Here is an 18,721-nt window from a genome sequence, read left to right as displayed (position 1 = left end):
TTAAGCGACCGTCAGGGCAGAAATCACCAGATCGCAACTGCGCTGGGCATACGCCGTCAGCACCACGCGGATCTGAGGAAAGTCACGAGCCAGCACGGCAGCGAGCAAGCGTTCGAACAGCTCGAGGAACTCGCTCATCGAGGCCTTGCGCTGATCCAGCGCGAGGAAATACGCGCGGCTCATGGCCGGTTGCAGATTCTCGACGGTTTCCTGCAAATACGGGTTGTTGGCGAACGGATACGCGGCACGCATCACGCTGAAGCTGTCGTCGACGAACGTGCGGATGTCCTGGCGCTCGTAGCTGGCGGTCAGGCGCTGCTGGATCTCCACGAACGGCGCCATGTCGGCCTGGACTTGCCAGCCGTTGGCCACGGCGTTGCCGAGCAGAATGTACAACTCGCTCATCAGCGTGCACAGGCTCTGCACCTTGTGCGCCGTGAGTTCAGTCACGTGGGCGCCACGTCGCGGCAAAATCGCGATCAAGTGGCGGCGCTCGAGGATCAGCAAGGCCTCACGGACTGAACCGCGGCTGACGTTGAGCGCCAGCGTGACTTTCTGTTCCTGGATGCGCTCCCCCGGCTTCATTTCGCCGCGAATGATACGTTCGGCGAGGTGGTGAGCGATTTGCTCGGCGAGGCTGTCCGGCGCCTTGAACGTCATGGTTGTCCTTCAAACTCTTCGATCTGCACAAGCGGCGCAGTGTAGCGCAATTGATGGGTCATGGCGGAGTGCCCACCCAGCGGTTTTTGGCACGATTCACGCAAACAGCAAGCTATCCCGTGAGGGTCAATAATGAAGGAACGAGTCGTTGATCGACAAAATGCTATTTCCTGACCTTTAAGTCAGAAAATCATTGACCGAAAAGTCAGACCTGATAAATTCGGCTCATGTCGGTTAACAACAATAATGAGTTTGCGAGGCCTTCCGTGATCCAGTTTTTACTAAACCAGGAACTCCGTAGCGAGCACGCCCTGGACCCGAACCTGACCGTGCTCAACTATCTGCGCGAACATGTGGGCAAACCCGGCACCAAAGAAGGCTGCGCCAGCGGCGACTGTGGCGCCTGCACCGTGGTGGTCGGCGAGCTGCAGACGGACGACGATGGCCGCGAACACATTCGCTATCGCAGCCTTAACTCGTGCCTGACGTTCGTCTCCTCCTTGCACGGCAAGCAACTGATCAGCGTCGAAGACCTCAAGCACCAGGGCGAACTGCACAGCGTGCAAAAAGCCATGGTCGAGTGCCATGGCTCGCAATGCGGTTTCTGCACCCCGGGCTTCGTGATGTCGCTGTTCGCGCTGCAAAAGAACAGCGACCAGCCCGACGCCCATAAAGCCCACGAAGCGCTAGCCGGCAACCTCTGCCGCTGCACCGGTTATCGGCCGATCCTGGCCGCTGCCGAGCAATCTTGCTGCGGCAAACAACCCGACCAATTCGATGCTCGCGAAGCGGACACCATCGCTCGCCTGAAAGCCATCGCCCCCACCGACATCGGCGAACTCAACAGTGGCGACAAACGCTGCCTGGTGCCGCTGACCGTGGCCGATCTGGCCGACCTCTATGACGCTTATCCACAAGCTCGCTTGCTGGCCGGCGGCACTGATCTGGCGCTGGAAGTCACTCAGTTCCACCGCACCTTGCCGGTGATGATCTACGTCGGCAACGTCGCCGAAATGAAACGCATCGAACGCTTCGACGATCGCCTGGAAATCGGCGCCGCCACCGCCCTTTCCGACTGCTACGAAGCGTTGAAGGCCGAGTACCCGGACTTCGGCGAATTGCTGCAGCGCTTCGCGTCCTTGCAGATCCGCAACCAGGGCACCCTCGGCGGCAACATCGGCAACGCCTCGCCAATCGGCGACTCACCACCGCTGCTGATCGCCCTCGGCGCGCAGATCGTCCTGTGCAAGGGCGAAACCCGCCGCACGATGGCGCTGGAAGATTACTTCATCGATTACCGGGTGACCGCGCACCAGGAAAGCGAGTTCATCGAAAAAATCATCGTGCCGCGCGCCAGCGTTGAACAACTGTTCCGCGCCTACAAGGTTTCCAAGCGTCTGGACGATGACATTTCCGCCGTTTGTGCAGCGTTCAACCTGCGCATCGACACCGGCGTGATCGCCGACGCCCGCGTTGCTTTCGGCGGCATGGCGGCCATCCCAAAACGCGCCAAAAACTGCGAAGCCGCACTGCTCGGTGCGCCGTTCAACAACGCCACCCTCGAACGCGCCTGCGCTGCATTGGCCGAAGATTTCACGCCACTCTCGGACTTCCGCGCCAGTAAGGAATATCGCCTGCTCAGTGCGCAGAACCTGCTGCGTAAATACTTCATCGAACTGCAAACACCGCACATCGAGACTCGGGTGACCGCTTATGTCTAATCATCACGCTGTAGAGAAGACCCAAGCCGAACTGGCTGAATTGTTCGCCAAGGACCTGACCACCGGAGTCGGCCGCAGCGTCAAGCACGACAGCGCCGACAAGCACGTGTCCGGTGAAGCGCAGTACATCGACGATCGGCTGGAATTCCCCAATCAGCTGCACGTTTACGCACGGCTGTCAGACCGCGCCCACGCAAAAATCATCAGCATCGACACCAAGCCTTGTTACGCCTTCGAAGGCGTGCGCATCGCCATTACCCACGAAGATGTGCCAGGCCTGAAAGACATCGGCCCACTGTTGCCGGGCGATCCGTTACTGGCCATCGATGACGTGCAGTTCGTCGGTCAACCGGTACTGGCCGTTGCGGCGAAAGACCTGGAAACCGCACGCAAAGCGGCCATGGCCGCGATCATCGAATACGAAGACCTCGAACCCGTTCTGGACGTGGTCGAAGCCCTGCGCAAACGCCATTTCGTGCTCGACAGCCACACACATCAGCGTGGCGATTCGGCCACCGCGCTTTCTACTGCCGAACATCGCATCCAGGGCACGCTGCACATCGGCGGCCAGGAACACTTCTATCTCGAAACCCAGATCTCTTCGGTAATGCCGACTGAAGACGGCGGCATGATCGTTTACTGCTCGACCCAGAACCCCACCGAAGTACAGAAACTGGTGGCGGAAGTGCTGGACGTGTCGATGAACAAAATCGTCGTCGACATGCGCCGCATGGGCGGTGGTTTCGGCGGCAAGGAAACCCAGGCGGCAAGCCCGGCATGCCTGTGCGCGGTGATTGCGCACCTGACCGGTCAGCCGACCAAAATGCGCCTGCCGCGTGTCGAAGACATGTTGATGACCGGCAAGCGCCATCCGTTCTACGTCGAGTACGACGTGGGCTTCGACAGCACTGGCCGCCTGCACGGCATTGCGCTGGAACTGGCCGGTAACTGCGGTTGCTCACCGGATTTGTCGGCATCGATTGTCGACCGCGCGATGTTCCATGCCGACAACTCGTACTACCTGGGCGATGCGACCATCAACGGTCACCGCTGCAAAACCAACACCGCGTCGAACACCGCTTACCGTGGTTTCGGCGGCCCGCAAGGTATGGTCGCCATCGAAGAAGTGATGGACGCGATTGCCCGGCATCTGGGCCTCGATCCGCTGGCCGTGCGCAAGGCCAACTACTACGGCAAGACCGAGCGCAACATCACCCATTACTACCAGACCGTCGAGCACAATATGCTCGAGGAAATGACCGCCGAACTGGAAGAAAGCAGCCAGTACGCCGAGCGTCGCGAAGCGATCCGTCGCTACAACGCCAACAGCCCGATCCTGAAAAAAGGCTTGGCGCTGACCCCGGTGAAATTCGGTATTTCCTTCACCGCCAGTTTCCTCAACCAGGCCGGTGCACTGATCCACATCTACACCGACGGTAGCATCCACCTGAACCACGGCGGCACCGAAATGGGCCAGGGTCTGAACACTAAAGTCGCGCAAGTCGTGGCTGAAGTATTCCAGGTGGAAATGGACCGCGTACAGATCACCGCGACCAACACCGACAAAGTCCCGAACACTTCGCCAACTGCAGCTTCGAGCGGTGCCGACCTCAATGGTAAAGCGGCGCAAAACGCGGCTGAAATCATCAAGAAACGCCTGGTGGAATTTGCCGCGCGGCAATACAAGGTCAGCGAAGAAGATGTGGAATTCCACAACGGTCACGTGCGGGTTCGCGATCACATTCTGACGTTTGAATCGCTGATCCAGCAGGCGTATTTCGCCCAGGTTTCGCTGTCGAGCACCGGCTTCTACAAGACCCCGAAAATCTACTACGACCGCAGTCAGGCGCGAGGTCGGCCGTTCTACTACTACGCCTTCGGTGCGGCCTGCGCCGAGGTGATCGTCGACACCCTGACCGGCGAGTACAAGATGCTGCGCACCGACATTCTTCACGACGTCGGCGACTCACTGAACCCGGCGATCGACATCGGCCAGGTCGAGGGTGGTTTCATCCAGGGCATGGGCTGGCTGACCATGGAAGAACTGGTGTGGAACAACAAGGGCAAACTGATGACCAACGGCCCGGCCAGCTACAAGATCCCGGCGGTGGCGGACATGCCATTGGACCTGCGGGTGAAGCTGGTGGAAAACCGCAAGAACCCGGAAGACACCGTGTTCCACTCCAAGGCCGTGGGGGAGCCGCCGTTCATGCTCGGCATTGCCGCGTGGTGCGCGATCAAGGACGCCGTGGCCAGTTTGGGTGACTACCGGCATCAACCGAAAATCGACGCACCGGCGACCCCGGAGCGGGTGTTGTGGGGTTGTGAGCAGATGCGGCAGTTGAAGGCTTTGAAGCCTGTTGAGGCTGAAGTCGAGTTGGCTTCGCTTTAAGACCGAGGCGCGGCCTTCGCGGGCAAGCCTCGCTCCTACAGGTACGATGCAATCCTTGTGGGAGCGTGGCTTGCCCGCGATGAGGCCCGAACAGACAACAATGTTGTAGGGGTGAAAACATGTACAACTGGATCGACGCCCTCGCCGACCTGCAAACCCGGGGTGAACCCTGTGTGTTGGTGACCATCATCGAAGAGCTCGGCTCGACGCCGCGTAATGCCGGCTCGAAGATGGTCATCAGCGCCACGCAAACGTTCGACACCATCGGTGGCGGGCATCTTGAATACAAGGCCATGCAGATCGGCCGCGAGATGCTGGCCAGCGGCCGACAGGACACCCATCTGGAGCGCTTCAGCCTCGGTGCCAGCCTGGGCCAGTGCTGCGGTGGCGTGACGGTATTGCTGTTCGAACCGATGGGCCAGGTCCAGGCGCAGATCGCTGTGTTCGGCGCCGGTCACGTCGGTCGGGCGCTGGTGCCGTTGCTCGCCAGCCTGCCGTGCCGGGTGCGCTGGATCGACTCGCGGGAAGCGGAATTCCCCGAACAGATCCCCCACGGCGTGCGCAAAATAGTCACTGAAGAACCGCTGGATGAAGTGGATGATCTGCCCGCCGGCAGCTACTGCATCGTCATGACCCACAACCACCAGCTCGACCTTGAACTCACCGCCGCGATCCTCAAGCGCAACGACTTCGCCTACTTCGGCCTCATCGGTTCGAAGACCAAACGAGTGAAGTTCGAACACCGCCTGCGTGATCGCGGTTTCGACAGCAGCGTGCTGCAACGCATGCGCTGCCCGATGGGCATCGACGAAGTCAAAGGCAAGTTGCCTGTGGAAATCGCCATCTCCATCGCCGGCGAGATCATCGCCACCTATAACGCGAATTTCGGCCAGCACACCGCCAGCGCCGGATCATCGATCGCCAAACTGCTGCCTGCTTCACGCCGCAGCCACGCTTCGAACTAAAAAGCCACGAATTGAGAACAACAATGCCTCTGACTCGCAAAGCCTACCGCGCCGCCATCCTGCACAGCATCGCCGACCCTGCCGAAGAGGGTATCGAAGCCTCGTACGAGTATTTCGAAGACGGCCTGCTGGTAGTCGATAACGGCCAGATCAGCGCCCTCGGTCACGCCAGCGACTTGCTGCCGACCCTGCCGGCCGACATCGAGATCACCCATTATCAGGACGCACTGATCACTCCGGGCTTCATCGATACCCACATCCACTTTCCGCAAACCGGCATGGTCGGCGCCTATGGCGAACAGCTGCTGGACTGGCTGAATACCTACACCTTCCCGTGCGAAAGCCAGTTCGCCGACAAAGCCCACGCTGATGAAGTCGCGGATATTTTCATCAAGGAATTGCTGCGCAACGGCACCACCACTGCACTGGTGTTCGGCAGCGTGCATCCGCAGTCGGTAAACTCGTTTTTCGAGGCTGCCGAACAGTTGGACCTGCGGATGATCGCCGGCAAGGTGATGATGGACCGCAACGCGCCGGACTATCTGACCGACACTGCCGAATCGAGTTACGTCGAAAGCAAGGCGCTGATTGAGCGCTGGCATGGCAAGGGCCGCCTGCACTACGCGGTCACCCCACGCTTCGCCCCGACCAGCACCCCGGAACAACTCACCCTCGCCGGCCAATTGCTCAGCGAATATCCGGATCTGTACATGCAGACCCACATCAGTGAAAACCTCAAGGAAGTCGAGTGGGTCAAGGCGCTGTTCCCGGAGCGCAAGGGCTACCTGGACGTCTACGATCACTACCAATTGCTCGGCGAGCGCTCGGTGTTCGCCCACGGCGTGCACCTGTGCGACGACGAGTGCGCGCGACTGGCCGAAACCGGCTCGGCGATTGCGTTTTGCCCGACCTCGAACTTCTTCCTCGGCAGCGGTTTGTTCAATCTGCCAATGGCCGAGAAGCACAAACTCAATGTCGGCCTGGGTACCGACGTCGGCGGCGGCACCAGTTTCTCGCTGCTGCAAACCCTGAACGAAGCCTACAAAGTCATGCAACTGCAAGGCGCGCGGCTGAGCCCGTTCAAGTCGCTGTACCTGGCCACCCTCGGCGGCGCCCGCGCGCTACGTCTGGAAGACAAGATCGGTACCTTGCAACCGGGCACCGACGCGGACTTCCTGGTGCTGGACTACAACGCCACGCCACTGCTCGGCTATCGCTTGAAGCAGGCCAATAACATTGCCGAGACGTTGTTTGTCTTGATGACACTGGGGGATGACCGGACTGTTCTGCAGACGTATGCGGCGGGGAATCTGGTGCATCAGCGCTAGTTTTCTCCAAGCATAAAAAATCCCCCGTAGCCGTACAGCCCGGGGGATTTTTATTGCCTGTCAGATCGCTATCGCGGGCAAGCCTCGCTCCTACAAGGGCCACGCTGTACCTGCAGGAGCGAGGCTTGCCCGCGAAGGCTGCACCTCGGTCTATCAAAGTTTCGCGACAGGCCGCCCAGGCTTCTTGGTCTGCAACAAATGCGAAAACACCGCATGCAGATCATCCGACGCACTTTCTTCGTCGAGGTTGAGTTTGCTGTCGATGTGGTCCATGTGATGCATCATCAGGTCCACCGCCAGCGTCGCGTCCCGCGCTTCGATGGCGTTGATCAACTGAGTGTGTTCATCGTAGGAACAGTGGGAACGGTTGCCGCTCTCGTACTGGGCGATGATCAACGAAGTCTGGGACACCAGGCTGCGCTGGAAGCTGATCAGCGGCGCGTTTTTCGCCGCTTCGGCCAGCTTCAAGTGAAACTCGCCCGACAGACGGATTCCGGCACCACGATCGCCACGGGAGAAACTGTCGCGCTCGTCGTTGACCATCTGCCGCAAGTCGGCAATTTCCTCGGCGGTGGCATGCTGAACCGCCAATTCAGTGATCGCCCGCTCCACCAGGCGCCGCGCCATAAACACCTGACGGGCCTCTTCGACACTCGGGCTGGCAACGACTGCACCGCGATTCGGTCGCAGCAACACCACGCCTTCATGGGCCAGACGCGACAGCGCTCGGCGAATGATGGTGCGGCTGACCCCGAAAATTTCCCCCAGCGCTTCTTCGCTCAACTTGGTGCCGGGCGCCAGACGCTGTTCGAGGATGGCCTCGAAGATATGCGCATAGACAATATCGTCCTGGGTACCGCTGCGGCCGGCTTTGCCTGCTCGCGGTTGTTTCTTGAGGGGCTGCAACTGTTCGTTCATGGGCACTCGAGTCGGGAGAACTGCGGCGAATTGACCGTGACTGTAATACGGTACAGTGGGTCGCTGGCAAGTATCGCGTAAAAAACACCGTGATTGTACACAATGGACGGTGGCAACACGACTGTACGGCTGTTTGTCGTCTTCGCTGTATTGCAACGACCGGTTACTTTTCAGTTTAGGCTTGAACGCAGAATCCGCCGCTCAACGCGATCCCCTGTAGGAGCGAGGCTTGCCCGCGAAAGCGCAGTGTCAGTCGATATCAATGTTGAATGACACGACGCCTTCGCGGGCAAGCCTCGCTCCTACAGGGTTCAGCGGATACGGACATCTTCATCAGAACAAGGAACACCGCTGTCATGACCGACGCCACGCACACGCAGCTTCGCCCCCTGACTGACACGTCACCCTCGGCCATCGTTGCCGGGTTCATCGCCATGATGACCGGCTACACCAGTTCACTGGTGCTGATGTTTCAGGCCGGGCAAGCGGCGGGCCTGACGAGCGGGCAGATTTCGTCGTGGATCTGGGCGATCTCGATTGGCATGGCGGTGTGTTCGATCGGCTTGTCCCTGCGCTACCGCACCCCGATCACCATCGCCTGGTCGACCCCTGGCGCAGCGTTGCTGATCACCAGCCTTGGCGGTGTCAGTTACGGCGAGGCCATCGGCGCCTACATTACTTGCGCGGTGCTGGTGACCGTTTGCGGCCTGACCGGCAGTTTCGAACGGCTGGTGAAAAAGATTCCGGCCTCATTGGCGGCGGCGTTGCTGGCGGGGATTCTGTTCAAGATCGGCAGCGAGATTTTCGTCGCCGCCCAGCACCGCACTGCGCTGGTGCTGGGGATGTTCTTCACCTATTTGCTGGTCAAGCGCCTGTCGCCGCGCTACGCCGTGCTCGCCGCGCTGTTGATCGGCACTGCGCTATCGGGGTTTATGGGGTTGCTGGATTTCAGTGGCTTTCATCTGGAAGTCGCGACACCGGTCTGGACCACGCCGCATTTTTCCCTGGCCGCGACCATCAGCATCGGCATTCCGCTGTTCGTGGTGGCGATGACGTCGCAGAACATGCCGGGCATCGCCGTATTGCGCGCCGACGGCTACAACGTGCCAGCCTCGCCACTGATCACCACCACCGGCATTGCCTCGTTGCTGTTGGCGCCGTTCGGCTCCCACGGGATCAACCTGGCTGCCATCAGCGCGGCGATCTGCACCGGGCCGCATGCCCATGAGGATCGCAACAAGCGCTACACGGCCGCCGTCTGGTGCGGGATTTTCTACGGGATTGCCGGGGTGTTCGGCGCGACGCTGGCGGCGTTGTTTGCCGCATTACCTAAAGAGCTGGTGCTGTCGATTGCCGCGCTGGCGCTGTTCGGCTCGATCATCAATGGGTTGAGCATTGCCATGGCGCAAGTGCAGGAACGGGAAGCAGCGCTGATTACCTTTATGGTCACGGCGTCGGGGCTGACGCTGTTTTCCATCGGTTCGGCGTTCTGGGGGATTGTGGCGGGGGTTTTGACGTTGGTGATTCTGAACTGGCGCAAGGCCTGAGGGCCCCTTCGCGGGCAAGCCTCGCTCCTACAGGTTCAGCGTGAAGCCTTCCTTGTAGGAGCGAGGCTTGCCCGCGAAGGCATCCCCGAGAACAACATTGCCGGCCAAGCCATGCGCCTACAAAAAGCAGGCATAAAAAAACGGCGACCCTTGGGTCGCCGTTTTTTAGAACATCAAGCTACCGGATTGATCGGCTTTTCCGGGTACCAGACGTCGATCAGCGGGCTGACGGTTGCTTCGGTCAGTTCGCTGCGGCCTTTGAGCCAGGCTTCAACAGCGGCACGCTGCTCTTCGGAGACCGAGCCACGCTTCTGCAGGCAAACCAGACCGAAGTCGTCGCCGCCAACATAGCCCAGACCGTTGGCTTCCATGGCTTCTTTCAGGAACGCGTCGAGGAAAGCATCAATGGCTTCATCAGCCAAATCTTCTTTGAAATCCAGGTTCAGTTCGAAACCCAGCTCTTGAAATTCATCGACGCACAGTTTTTTGCGCAGACGCTGGGAACGGTTAGTCGCCATTGGAACAATCCTCATAAGTAATAACGGGCCGCACTTTAGCAGTTTAAGGCACCGATTGCCCGTCTCAGAACGGCGCTACACCTACCGCCGGTAAAAAAATAGCCGATTAGACGACCAGAGTACGGCACAAGCCGTTACACCTTGGGGCATAATGCCGACACTTTCATGACCGCTGAGGGAATTTATCTCCATGCCCTCGTCTTTTTCCCCTCGGCTGTAGGGTTTTATTTCAGATGATCAAATCTTTGCGTCCATTGCTGCTGGCCAGCCTTCTTCTGCCCCTGGCCCTTCCCGTTTCCGCCGCTTCGATCAACACAGCCCTGTCGCCCAACGTCGAAAAGGCCCTCAAGGCCAGCAAGTTGCAAGACAGTGCCCTGTCGCTGGTGATGATCCCGCTCAACGGCCCGGGCACCCCAACCATTCATAACGCTGACGTTTCGGTCAACCCGGCCTCGACCATGAAGCTGGTGACCACGTATGCCGCGCTGGAAATGCTCGGCCCGAACCATCAGTGGAAAACCGAGTTCTACACCGACGGCACCCTCAGCGGTGGCATCCTCAACGGCAACCTCTACCTCAAGGGTGGCGGCGATCCGAAGCTGAACATGGAAAAACTCTGGTTGCTGATGCGCGACTTGCGGGCCAACGGCGTGACCCAGGTCACCGGCGACCTGGTGCTGGACCGCGGCTTCTTCGTGCAACCGCAACTGCCTGAATTCAACGACGACGGCAACGACGAGAACAAACCGTTCCTGGTCAAGCCCGACGCGCTGTTGGTCAACCTCAAGGCCCTGCGCTTCGTGGCTCGCAACGACTCGGGCAAGGTCCTGGTGTCGGTCGAACCGCCGATTGCCAGCATCCGCATCGACAATCAGGTCAAGGCGCTCAACTCCAAGCAATGCACCGGTGGCGTGCGTTACAACCCGGTGCCCCAGGCTGATGGCAGCGTCACCGTGACCGTCGGCGGCCAGTTGGGCGAAGGCTGCAGCTCCCAGACCTACCTGTCGCTGCTCGACCACGCGACCTACACCGCCGGCGCCGTGCGGGCGATCTGGAAGGAATTGGGCGGCAGCATCCAGGGCCAGGATCGTCTGGCACCGACGCCAAGCAACGCCAAGGTGCTGGCCCGGGCCTACTCGCCAGACCTGGCGGAGATCATTCGCGACATCAACAAATACAGTAACAACACCATGGCTCAGCAGTTGTTCCTGAGCCTGGGCCAGAAGTTCCGCACGGATGCCGACGGTGACGACGCCAAAGCGGCCCAGCGCGTGGTGCGTCAGTGGCTGGCGCAGAAAGGCATCACCGCACCGCACTTGGTGATGGAGAACGGCTCCGGTCTGTCCCGCGCCGAGCGAGTGAGTGCGCGTGAAATGGCCGCGATGCTGCAAGCCGCCTGGCGCAGCCCGTATTCCGCCGAGTTCATCAGCTCGATGCCAATTGCCGGCACCGACGGCACCATGCGCAAACGCCTGAAGACCACCGCGATGCGCGGTGAAGCCCACGTCAAGACCGGCACCCTGAACACCGTACGCGCCATTTCCGGCTACAGCCGCGACATCAATGGCAATACCTGGGCGGTGGTGGCGATCCTCAACGACAAGGCACCGTTCGGCGCCTCCTCGGTGCTGGATCAGGTGCTGCTGGATCTGTACCGCCAGCCGAAACTGCCGGAAACGGCTTCGGTGTTGTAACCCCCAACCTGATCATTCCCACGCTCTGCGTGGGAATGCAGCCGGTGACGCTCCGCGTCCCTGCCGAAGCGGACGCGGAGCGTCCATTGAGGCATTCCCACGCAGAGCGTGGGAACGATCACATCCTGCCTGACCTAATCCATCTGTCCCTCAACTCGATCCCTTCCCGCCTGCTTCGCCGCATACACCCCTGAGTCCGCCCGCAACAGCAGCGCATCCGCGCCCTCTCCGGCCCGCCAGCTGGCAATCCCGAAACTCGCGGTGACGATCCCGACTTCATCGATCGGCGCACTGCGCAACCCTTGCCACAACTCCACGGCCAGCACATGAGCCTGTTCGCCGTCGATATCCGGACAGAGCACCATGAACTCTTCGCCGCCCAGGCGACAGAACACATCGGTGCGCCGCAGGCGGCCGCCAATGCGCTCGCACACGGCCTGCAATACCCGATCACCCACGGCATGACCGTGCTGATCGTTGATGCGTTTGAAGTGATCGATGTCGAGCATGATCACCGACAACTCGCCACCGCCGCGCTCGACCCGGGCCATTTCGGTGGTCAGGCGCTCCTGGAAATAGCGACGGTTATGGATTCCGGTCAGGGAGTCGGTCACCGACAGTGCGCGCAATTCCTCTTCCACCCGCTTGAGGTCGGAGATGTCCGAAATGTAGCCATGCCACAGCACACCGCCACCGGGCAGTTCCTCCGGCGTCGCTTCACCGCGGACCCAACGCAGACCACGCTCGGGCAATTGCACGCGGTACTCTTCGCGCCAGGGGCTGAGAGTGTCCGCCGACGCCAGGATCGAAGCGCGGACCCGGCGCGTGTCCTGAGGATGAATCCGCGCGAACACCGCTTCGGCGTTGAGCAACAGCACCTCCGGCTCGAGTTCGTAGATATCGCGCATACCGTCGCTGGCGTAGATCACGCTGAAGCGCCCATCGAACTCCATCTTGAACTGGTAGATCCCGCCAGGCACATGGGCGCTGAGTTTCTTCAACAACAGGTCGCGTGCCGCCAGGGCCTCGTGGACGCGTTTGCGTTCGGTGATATCGATACAGATCGCCAGGTGCCCGACCCACAAGCCTTGCTCGTCGAGAACCGGGGCCGCCAGCATGTTCACCGTCAAGTGACTGCCGTCGTGGCGGACCAGTGTCCACTCTCGCGCTTCGTGACCGCCCTCTTCCCCGCCTTCAACCAACATCGCCTGACACGTCGGAATCGGCTTGCCATAGCGCGCGCTCAACTCCGCCGAGCGCGCCTCGAGCTCCCGGGGCAGGTGCAGGTTCTCCAGGGTCATGTGGCCCACGACCTGCGCACTGGAGTAACCGAGCATTTGCTCTGCACCGGCATTGAAGGTGCTGATGATCCCGCGCAGGTCGGTGGCGATGATCGCCACTTGAGTCGCGGCATCCAGCACACCGCGCAGCTGGCCATGCGTGCCGCGCAACTCTTGCTCACGGTCGTGAAGTTCCTGGGTCCGTTGTTCGACCATTCTCAGCGCCCGTTGGCGCTGGCTGACCAACACATAGAGAAACACACTGAGCAACAGGCTGAGCAAACCGCCGAGCACCACCAGGCTGACCACCGAGGAATGGTTGGCTTTCAGGAACGCGGCGCTGGGGCGCATATCCACTTGATAATCATGGTCGGCCAGACGCAGCAATCGCGTGGAGGACAAGTCACTGGCCCCCGCCGTGTTGGTCGACTCGTACAATACTTCGTGCTGATCCGCGGTGGACAAATCGAGGATACGCACCGAGAGAGAGTCCTGATTCCCTTCCGGCAGTCCGTCCGCCAGCAGCTGACGCATGCTGATCACCGCCATGACATAACCGGCGGGCCCGGCACTCGGAGTGTTCTGACGAGTGACCGGCGCCACCAGCAAGACACCCCGCGAATAGGTGGGCTCGACGCCTACCAGATGCAACGGTTGCGACACGGTCATGCGGCCATTGCGATCGGCCCGCTCCAGCGTGGAACGGCGCAGGGGCTCGGCCAGCAGGTCGTAACCCAGCGGTGTGGGGAGTTGGCTCTGGGTTTGGATGTAGAACACCGGCACGTACTCGTCGCGCTCGCCGGCCGGTTGCCACTGACCATCGGCGTTGAGTTCGCGAAAGGTGAAATCGCTCAAGCCTTCTTCACGCACCGCGCGTTCAAGCAGGGGTCGTTCGGCGCGGGAAACCCGGGGAGCCCAGGAATAGGCCTGGGTGCGATGCAAAAGAGGTTTGGCGTAACCGTCGAATTCCTCACGGGCCACCGACTCGGAATTGGCAAAGAACCGGCGCAGGCCGTCGAGGCGCTGCTCCTGATCTTCGAAACGCTCTTCGATACGGCTGTAACGTTCACTGGCGAGCAGCTGGAAACGTTGCCGCAATTGCTGATGAAACTGATTGAACGTCGCCCAGGCCAGCAATCCCGTGAGAATCCCGCCGACGAGCAATGCCAACAGTGCGACCAGCCAGGCCGAAACATCTTCGCGGATAAAACCCAGGATCTTGGGGCGCACGGCGTGCAACGACATAGAGGCAACTCAGAACGCCAGGTGCCGGAAAAGCCCTTTGGCCACTGTTGAGTTATAGCTATTAGCCACTAATTTGACCAGCACTGAAAGAACCCAAGAGCCTTTAAAAATCAAGGCTCTGGATCCAATCAGGCTCAAGTGTCAGCGTGCAGTGATCTTCCAGGCACGATGGATCTTGCCATTACGGGCGAAATCCGGATCGATGGTCTGGGCGGTGATTTCTTCAACGGCATAACGCTCGGTGAGGTTTTCCTCAAGCGTGAACTTGCGGAAGTTGTTGGAGAAGTACAACACCCCGCCCGGCGCCAGACGTGCCATCGCCAGGTCGATCAACTGCACCTGATCACGCTGCACGTCGAAGATCCCTTCCATGCGCTTGGAGTTGGAGAAGGTCGGCGGGTCAATGAAGATCAGGTCGTACTCATCACGGCAGGCATCGAGCCAGACCATCACATCGCCCTGCTCCAGACGGTTCTTGTCGGAAAAACCGTTCAGCGACAGGTTGCGACGCGCCCAATCCAGATAGGTTTTCGACAGGTCGACGCTGGTGGTGCTGCGCGCACCGCCCTTGGCTGCATGAACGCTGGCGGTCGCGGTGTAGCAATACAGGTTGAGGAAGCGCTTGCCGGCCGCCTCTTTCTGAATCCGCATACGCATCGGCCGGTGGTCGAGGAACAGCCCGGTGTCGAGGTAGTCGGTGAGGTTCACCAGCAGCTTCACGCCGCCTTCGTTGACCTCATTGAACTTGCCCTGTGCGCTCTGGCGTTCGTACTGCTTGGTGCCACTCTGACGCTCGCGACGTTTGACCACCACGCGGTTCTTGTCGATGTTCAACGCTTGCGGGATCGCCGCCAGGGCATCGAACATCCGTGCCGAGGCCTTTTCCGGATCGATGGATTTCGGAGCGGCGTATTCCTGAACGTGGACCCAGTCGTGATACAGGTCGATGGCCATGGAATATTCCGGCATGTCGGCATCGTAGACGCGGTAGCAGTCGATGCCTTCACGCTTGACCCACTTGCCCAGCGCCTTGAGGTTTTTTTGCAGACGGTTGGCAAACATCTGCCCACCTTCGCTCAAGCGCGGTTGCTCGATCACCACCGGTGCCGGTTTGATCGGGTTGCCGTTCTTGTTGTACTTCTCGTACTTGCCCGGCGCTTCGATGTTCGACGGTGCATCGGACTCGGCCTGTTCGCGCTCGATCTGGCGCTGTTCCGGGGTGCGACGCTCACCGGTGACGAACTGGTCCGGCGTGACCTTGATCAGCAGCAATTTGCACGGCAAGGCGCCGTTCCAGAACGAGTACTGCTTGTGGCTGCGGATGCCCATGCGCTTGCCCAGGTCCGGGGCGCCGGTGAACACCGCCGCTTCCCAGTTCAGGCACGCCTGACGCAGACGTTCGCCGAGGTTCTGGTAGAGGTAGAGCAGGCTCGCCTCATCGCCCAGACGCTCGCCGTACGGAGGGTTGCAGATCACCAGGCCTTTCTGGTTCTGGTCCGGGCGCGGCTCGAACGTCGCGACTTCACCCTGGTAGATCTTGATCCACTCGCTCAGGCCGGCACGTTCGACGTTATTGCGGCCCGGTTGAATCAGGCGCGGGTCAGCTTCGTAACCGCGAATCCACAGCGGTGGCTTGGCCAGGCCGGCCGCGGCGCGTTCGGTGGCTTCTTCGTGGAGCTTTTTCCACAGCGCCGGCACGTGACCGAGCCAGGCGGTGAAGCCCCACTGCTCACGACGCAGGTTCGGCGCCATGTCGGCGGCGATCATTGCGGCTTCGACCAGGAACGTACCGACACCGCACATCGGGTCAGCCAGTGCGCCGCCATCGGCGGCAATCCGTGGCCAGCCGGAACGGATCAGAATCGCTGCCGCGAGGTTTTCCTTCAGCGGCGCCGCACCCTGCTGCAAGCGATAACCACGCTGGTGCAGGCTGTGACCGGAAAGGTCGAGGGACAAAATCGCTTCGCCACGGTCCAGACGCAGGTGAATGCGCAGGTCCGGGTTGAGCTTGTCGATGGACGGGCGATCGCCTTGCGGGGTGCGCAGTTTATCGACGATCGCATCCTTGACCTTCAAGGCGCCGAAGTGGGTGTTATCAATGCCCGAACCGTGACCGCTGAATTCGACGGCCAGGGTGCCATCGTTGAGCATGTGGTCTTGCCACTCGATATCCAGCACGCCGTGATAGAGGTCTTCGGCGTCCTTCATCGGGAAGCGCTTGAGCACCAGCAGCACGCGGTTCGCCAGACGCGACCAGAGGCACAGGCGATAGGCGGTTTCCATGGTGGCCATGCCGCGCACAGCCGAGGTGTGCTCACGTGCTTCTTCAAGGCCAAGCCCGACGGCTTCCTCGATGAGCAGGCCTTCAAGGCCTTTGGGGCAAGTGAGGAAGAGTTCGAAACGATCGGACATGGTAATTCCAGAGCCTTTAGCTAAGTGAACCGGCAACGCATTGCCGATCCGGTTTTCAATCAGGCGTTTTTCTAACAGAACGCCCGCGTGGCACGAAGGTGTGCCGTCCCACCCTGACTGCTCGGGTTTAAAAGAGCTTAGATGCCAGGGCAGATAAAAAAGTTGATGCAACAAAATGTCATAAGTCGACCCTTCGTCGAATAGTGCCCAAGTGAACGGGTGTCATTCTCGTTAAAGGCCTCAACCCTCTCATCCCGCGCAGGGCCGATCATACCGGGCTTTGGCCAATGAACACGGGACAAATATCGTGTTACTTATGGCCATAGCATCTTTATGGTTACGTTCTTATGACAAAACGATCATTCCCTCGGTGTGACGCATTGGTTAGAACTCAACTCAGGTTGACGTCGCAACGGCGTCAACACCTTGGCTCGCGACGCCGGCAGCGAGCCACCAACGGCAGAATTTTTCTGCCTGACCTCGATTGAGGTCGACGCGATACATACAGTCAACAAGTGAGGGCAACACCCTATGAGAAGACTTAAGCGTGATCCGTTGGAAAGAGCATTTTTGCGCGGATATCAATATGGCGTTGGTGGTAAATCCCGTGAGCTTTGCCCCTTTACTCTACCGTCGGTACGCCAAGCCTGGATCAATGGCTGGCGAGAAGGACGCGGCGACAACTGGGACGGTATGACCGGCACTGCGGGAATCCACAGACTCAACGAACTTCACGCCGTCGGCTAATACAGGGCACACACTCCGACACGACAATCTGATTACGCAACGACTTAACCACGCACGTCCCATCCGGACGGCGGGCTTCGGCCCAGGGGCTCCTTCGAGGAGCCCTTTTTTGTGCCTGCATAAAACTCAACTTGAGCTGTAAACACACTGTGGGAGCGAGCCTGCTCGCGATAGCGGTTCAACATTCAACAAAGATGTTGCCTGTCAATCCGTCATCGCGAGCAGGCTCGCTCCCACAGGGATTAGCGCAGCGCGGCGATGGCGTCCACCGATTCACGAATCAGCGCCGGGCCTTTGTAGATGAAGCCGGAATAGAGCTGCACCAGGCTCGCACCCGCGGCGATTTTCTCAGCCGCGTGCTTGCCTTCGGTGATACCGCCCACGGCAATGATCGGCAAGCGACCGGCCAGTTCCGCCGCCAGCACCTTCACAGTGTGAGTGCTCTTGTCGCGAACCGGTGCGCCGGACAACCCGCCCGCCTCGTCACCATGTTCCATGCCTTCGACACCGACGCGGCTCAGGGTGGTGTTGGTGGCAATCACTGCGTCCATCCCGGTTTCGATCAACGCCTGGGCTACTTGAGCGGTTTCTTCGTCAGTCATGTCCGGCGCGATTTTGATCGCCAGCGGTACATGCTTGCCGTGGCGCAGGGCCAGTTCCGCCCGGCGGGTGGCCAGGTCGGCGAGCAATTGCTTGAGCGAATCGCCGAATTGCAGGCTGCGCAGGCCCGGGGTGTTCGGCGAACTGACGTTGACCGTCACGTAGCTGGCGTGGGCATAGACCTTGTCCAGGCAGATCAGGTAGTCATCGACCGCACGCTCAACCGGGGTATCGAAATTCTTGCCGATGTTGATGCCCAGCACGCCCTTGTACTTGGCCGCCGCCACGCGAGCGAGCAAGTGATCGACGCCGAGGTTATTGAAACCCATGCGGTTGATGATCGCCTCGGCGTCCGGCAAGCGGAAAATCCGTGGTTTCGGGTTACCCGGTTGCGGTCGCGGCGTAATGGTGCCGATTTCGACGAAACCGAAACCCAATTGGGCAAAACCATCGATTGCTGCACCGTTCTTGTCCAGACCGGCCGCCAAACCCACCGGGTTCGGGAACTCCAGGCCCATGACCGTTACCGGCAGTTTCGCCGGTGCCTTGCACAGCAAGCCGTTAAGGCCCAAACGCCCGCCCGCGCCGATCAGGTCCAGGGACAGATCGTGGGAGGTTTCCGGGGAAAGTTTGAACAGCAGCTGACGGGCCAGGGTGTACATGGGCAGGCTTGACTCGGTTGGCGATGAGAGGC

At 60.2% G+C, this 18,721-nt stretch carries 13 protein-coding genes; 7 read left to right on the top strand and 6 right to left on the bottom strand.

The features are described from left to right. The gene (locus tag AB7M22_RS05900; RefSeq protein ID WP_008007012.1) at positions 1 to 660 is read right to left on the bottom strand and encodes a GntR family transcriptional regulator; all 660 of its coding nucleotides are present in this window, start codon (positions 658 to 660) and stop codon (positions 1 to 3) included. Between the two features lie 266 nt (positions 661 to 926). On the opposite strand from AB7M22_RS05900, the gene xdhA reads away from it, so the two are divergent. From xdhA to guaD, 4 genes are all read left to right on the top strand, one after another. Further along, positions 927 to 2,381: a xanthine dehydrogenase small subunit gene (gene xdhA, locus AB7M22_RS05895; RefSeq protein WP_454185541.1), complete on the top strand. Its 1,455-nt coding sequence runs from the start codon at positions 927 to 929 to the stop codon at positions 2,379 to 2,381. Beyond that, positions 2,374 to 4,773, top strand: coding sequence for a xanthine dehydrogenase molybdopterin binding subunit (gene xdhB / locus AB7M22_RS05890; RefSeq protein ID WP_454185540.1), 2,400 nt, complete (start codon positions 2,374 to 2,376; stop codon positions 4,771 to 4,773). The genes xdhA and xdhB overlap by 8 nt, the downstream gene beginning before the upstream one ends. Before the next feature lie 119 nt (positions 4,774 to 4,892). Continuing rightward, positions 4,893 to 5,738, top strand: a complete 846-nt coding sequence (gene xdhC, locus AB7M22_RS05885) for a xanthine dehydrogenase accessory protein XdhC (protein ID WP_454185539.1) — start codon at positions 4,893 to 4,895, stop codon at positions 5,736 to 5,738. Positions 5,739 to 5,761: 23 nt separating this feature from the next. After that, positions 5,762 to 7,066, top strand: a complete 1,305-nt coding sequence (gene guaD / locus AB7M22_RS05880) for a guanine deaminase (RefSeq protein WP_454185538.1) — start codon at positions 5,762 to 5,764, stop codon at positions 7,064 to 7,066. A 153-nt stretch (positions 7,067 to 7,219) separates the two neighbouring features. Here the strand turns inward: guaD and AB7M22_RS05875 are convergent, their stop codons facing one another. Next, positions 7,220 to 7,984 carry a GntR family transcriptional regulator gene (locus tag AB7M22_RS05875; protein ID WP_008007001.1) on the bottom strand — a complete coding sequence of 255 codons (765 nt, stop codon included), beginning with the start codon at positions 7,982 to 7,984 and terminating at the stop codon, positions 7,220 to 7,222. Between the two features lie 356 nt (positions 7,985 to 8,340). On the opposite strand from AB7M22_RS05875, the gene AB7M22_RS05870 reads away from it, so the two are divergent. Continuing rightward, positions 8,341 to 9,531, top strand: coding sequence for a benzoate/H(+) symporter BenE family transporter (locus AB7M22_RS05870; RefSeq protein ID WP_454185537.1), 1,191 nt, complete (start codon positions 8,341 to 8,343; stop codon positions 9,529 to 9,531). A 173-nt stretch (positions 9,532 to 9,704) separates the two neighbouring features. Here AB7M22_RS05870 and AB7M22_RS05865 read toward each other — a convergent pair whose 3' ends face one another. Further along, entirely contained in the window at positions 9,705 to 10,049 is a 345-nt protein-coding gene (locus AB7M22_RS05865; protein WP_007896965.1) for a YggL family protein, read from the bottom strand. A 233-nt stretch (positions 10,050 to 10,282) separates the two neighbouring features. Here AB7M22_RS05865 and dacB point away from each other — a divergent pair, with 233 nt between their 5' ends. Further along, positions 10,283 to 11,743 carry a D-alanyl-D-alanine carboxypeptidase/D-alanyl-D-alanine endopeptidase gene (dacB, locus tag AB7M22_RS05860; protein WP_454185536.1) on the top strand — a complete coding sequence of 487 codons (1,461 nt, stop codon included), beginning with the start codon at positions 10,283 to 10,285 and terminating at the stop codon, positions 11,741 to 11,743. 134 nt (positions 11,744 to 11,877) lie between these two features. Here dacB and AB7M22_RS05855 read toward each other — a convergent pair whose 3' ends face one another. Both AB7M22_RS05855 and rlmKL read right to left on the bottom strand, forming a co-directional pair. Then, entirely contained in the window at positions 11,878 to 14,268 is a 2,391-nt protein-coding gene (locus tag AB7M22_RS05855; RefSeq protein ID WP_454185535.1) for a sensor domain-containing diguanylate cyclase, read from the bottom strand. Between the two features lie 141 nt (positions 14,269 to 14,409). Continuing rightward, positions 14,410 to 16,680, bottom strand: a complete 2,271-nt coding sequence (rlmKL, locus tag AB7M22_RS05850; protein WP_008074082.1) for a bifunctional 23S rRNA (guanine(2069)-N(7))-methyltransferase RlmK/23S rRNA (guanine(2445)-N(2))-methyltransferase RlmL — start codon at positions 16,678 to 16,680, stop codon at positions 14,410 to 14,412. A gap of 531 nt (positions 16,681 to 17,211) precedes the next feature. Between rlmKL and rmf the strand changes: the two genes are divergently transcribed. Next, the gene (gene rmf, locus AB7M22_RS05845) at positions 17,212 to 17,427 is read left to right on the top strand and encodes a ribosome modulation factor (RefSeq protein WP_003223300.1); all 216 of its coding nucleotides are present in this window, start codon (positions 17,212 to 17,214) and stop codon (positions 17,425 to 17,427) included. A gap of 242 nt (positions 17,428 to 17,669) precedes the next feature. Here rmf and AB7M22_RS05840 read toward each other — a convergent pair whose 3' ends face one another. Continuing rightward, positions 17,670 to 18,689 (bottom strand): quinone-dependent dihydroorotate dehydrogenase, encoded by a 1,020-nt coding sequence (locus AB7M22_RS05840; protein WP_038980250.1) that lies wholly within the window; start codon positions 18,687 to 18,689, stop codon positions 17,670 to 17,672. Between the last annotated feature and the right edge of the window lie 32 nt (positions 18,690 to 18,721).

This window comes from Pseudomonas sp. ADAK2 TE3594, from assembly GCF_053628675.1.
The sequence above is the reverse complement of the archived record's forward strand: the minus strand, read 5'-3'. Positions and strand labels throughout refer to the sequence as shown.

Excerpts from the sequence above, each read along its gene's own strand:
- dacB (WP_454185536.1), top strand. The coding sequence starts at position 10,283 with ATGATCAAATCTTTGCGTCCATTGCTGCTGGCCAGCCTTCTTCTGCCC.
- xdhB (WP_454185540.1), top strand. The coding sequence starts at position 2,374 with ATGTCTAATCATCACGCTGTAGAGAAGACCCAAGCCGAACTGGCTGAA.
- AB7M22_RS05840 (WP_038980250.1), bottom strand. The coding sequence starts at position 18,689 with ATGTACACCCTGGCCCGTCAGCTGCTGTTCAAACTTTCCCCGGAAACC.
- rlmKL (WP_008074082.1), bottom strand. The coding sequence starts at position 16,680 with ATGTCCGATCGTTTCGAACTCTTCCTCACTTGCCCCAAAGGCCTTGAA.
- guaD (WP_454185538.1), top strand. The coding sequence starts at position 5,762 with ATGCCTCTGACTCGCAAAGCCTACCGCGCCGCCATCCTGCACAGCATC.
- AB7M22_RS05855 (WP_454185535.1), bottom strand. The coding sequence starts at position 14,268 with ATGTCGTTGCACGCCGTGCGCCCCAAGATCCTGGGTTTTATCCGCGAA.
- AB7M22_RS05875 (WP_008007001.1), bottom strand. The coding sequence starts at position 7,984 with ATGAACGAACAGTTGCAGCCCCTCAAGAAACAACCGCGAGCAGGCAAA.
- rmf (WP_003223300.1), top strand. The coding sequence starts at position 17,212 with ATGAGAAGACTTAAGCGTGATCCGTTGGAAAGAGCATTTTTGCGCGGA.
- AB7M22_RS05900 (WP_008007012.1), bottom strand. The coding sequence starts at position 660 with ATGACGTTCAAGGCGCCGGACAGCCTCGCCGAGCAAATCGCTCACCAC.
- xdhC (WP_454185539.1), top strand. The coding sequence starts at position 4,893 with ATGTACAACTGGATCGACGCCCTCGCCGACCTGCAAACCCGGGGTGAA.
- AB7M22_RS05870 (WP_454185537.1), top strand. The coding sequence starts at position 8,341 with ATGACCGACGCCACGCACACGCAGCTTCGCCCCCTGACTGACACGTCA.
- AB7M22_RS05865 (WP_007896965.1), bottom strand. The coding sequence starts at position 10,049 with ATGGCGACTAACCGTTCCCAGCGTCTGCGCAAAAAACTGTGCGTCGAT.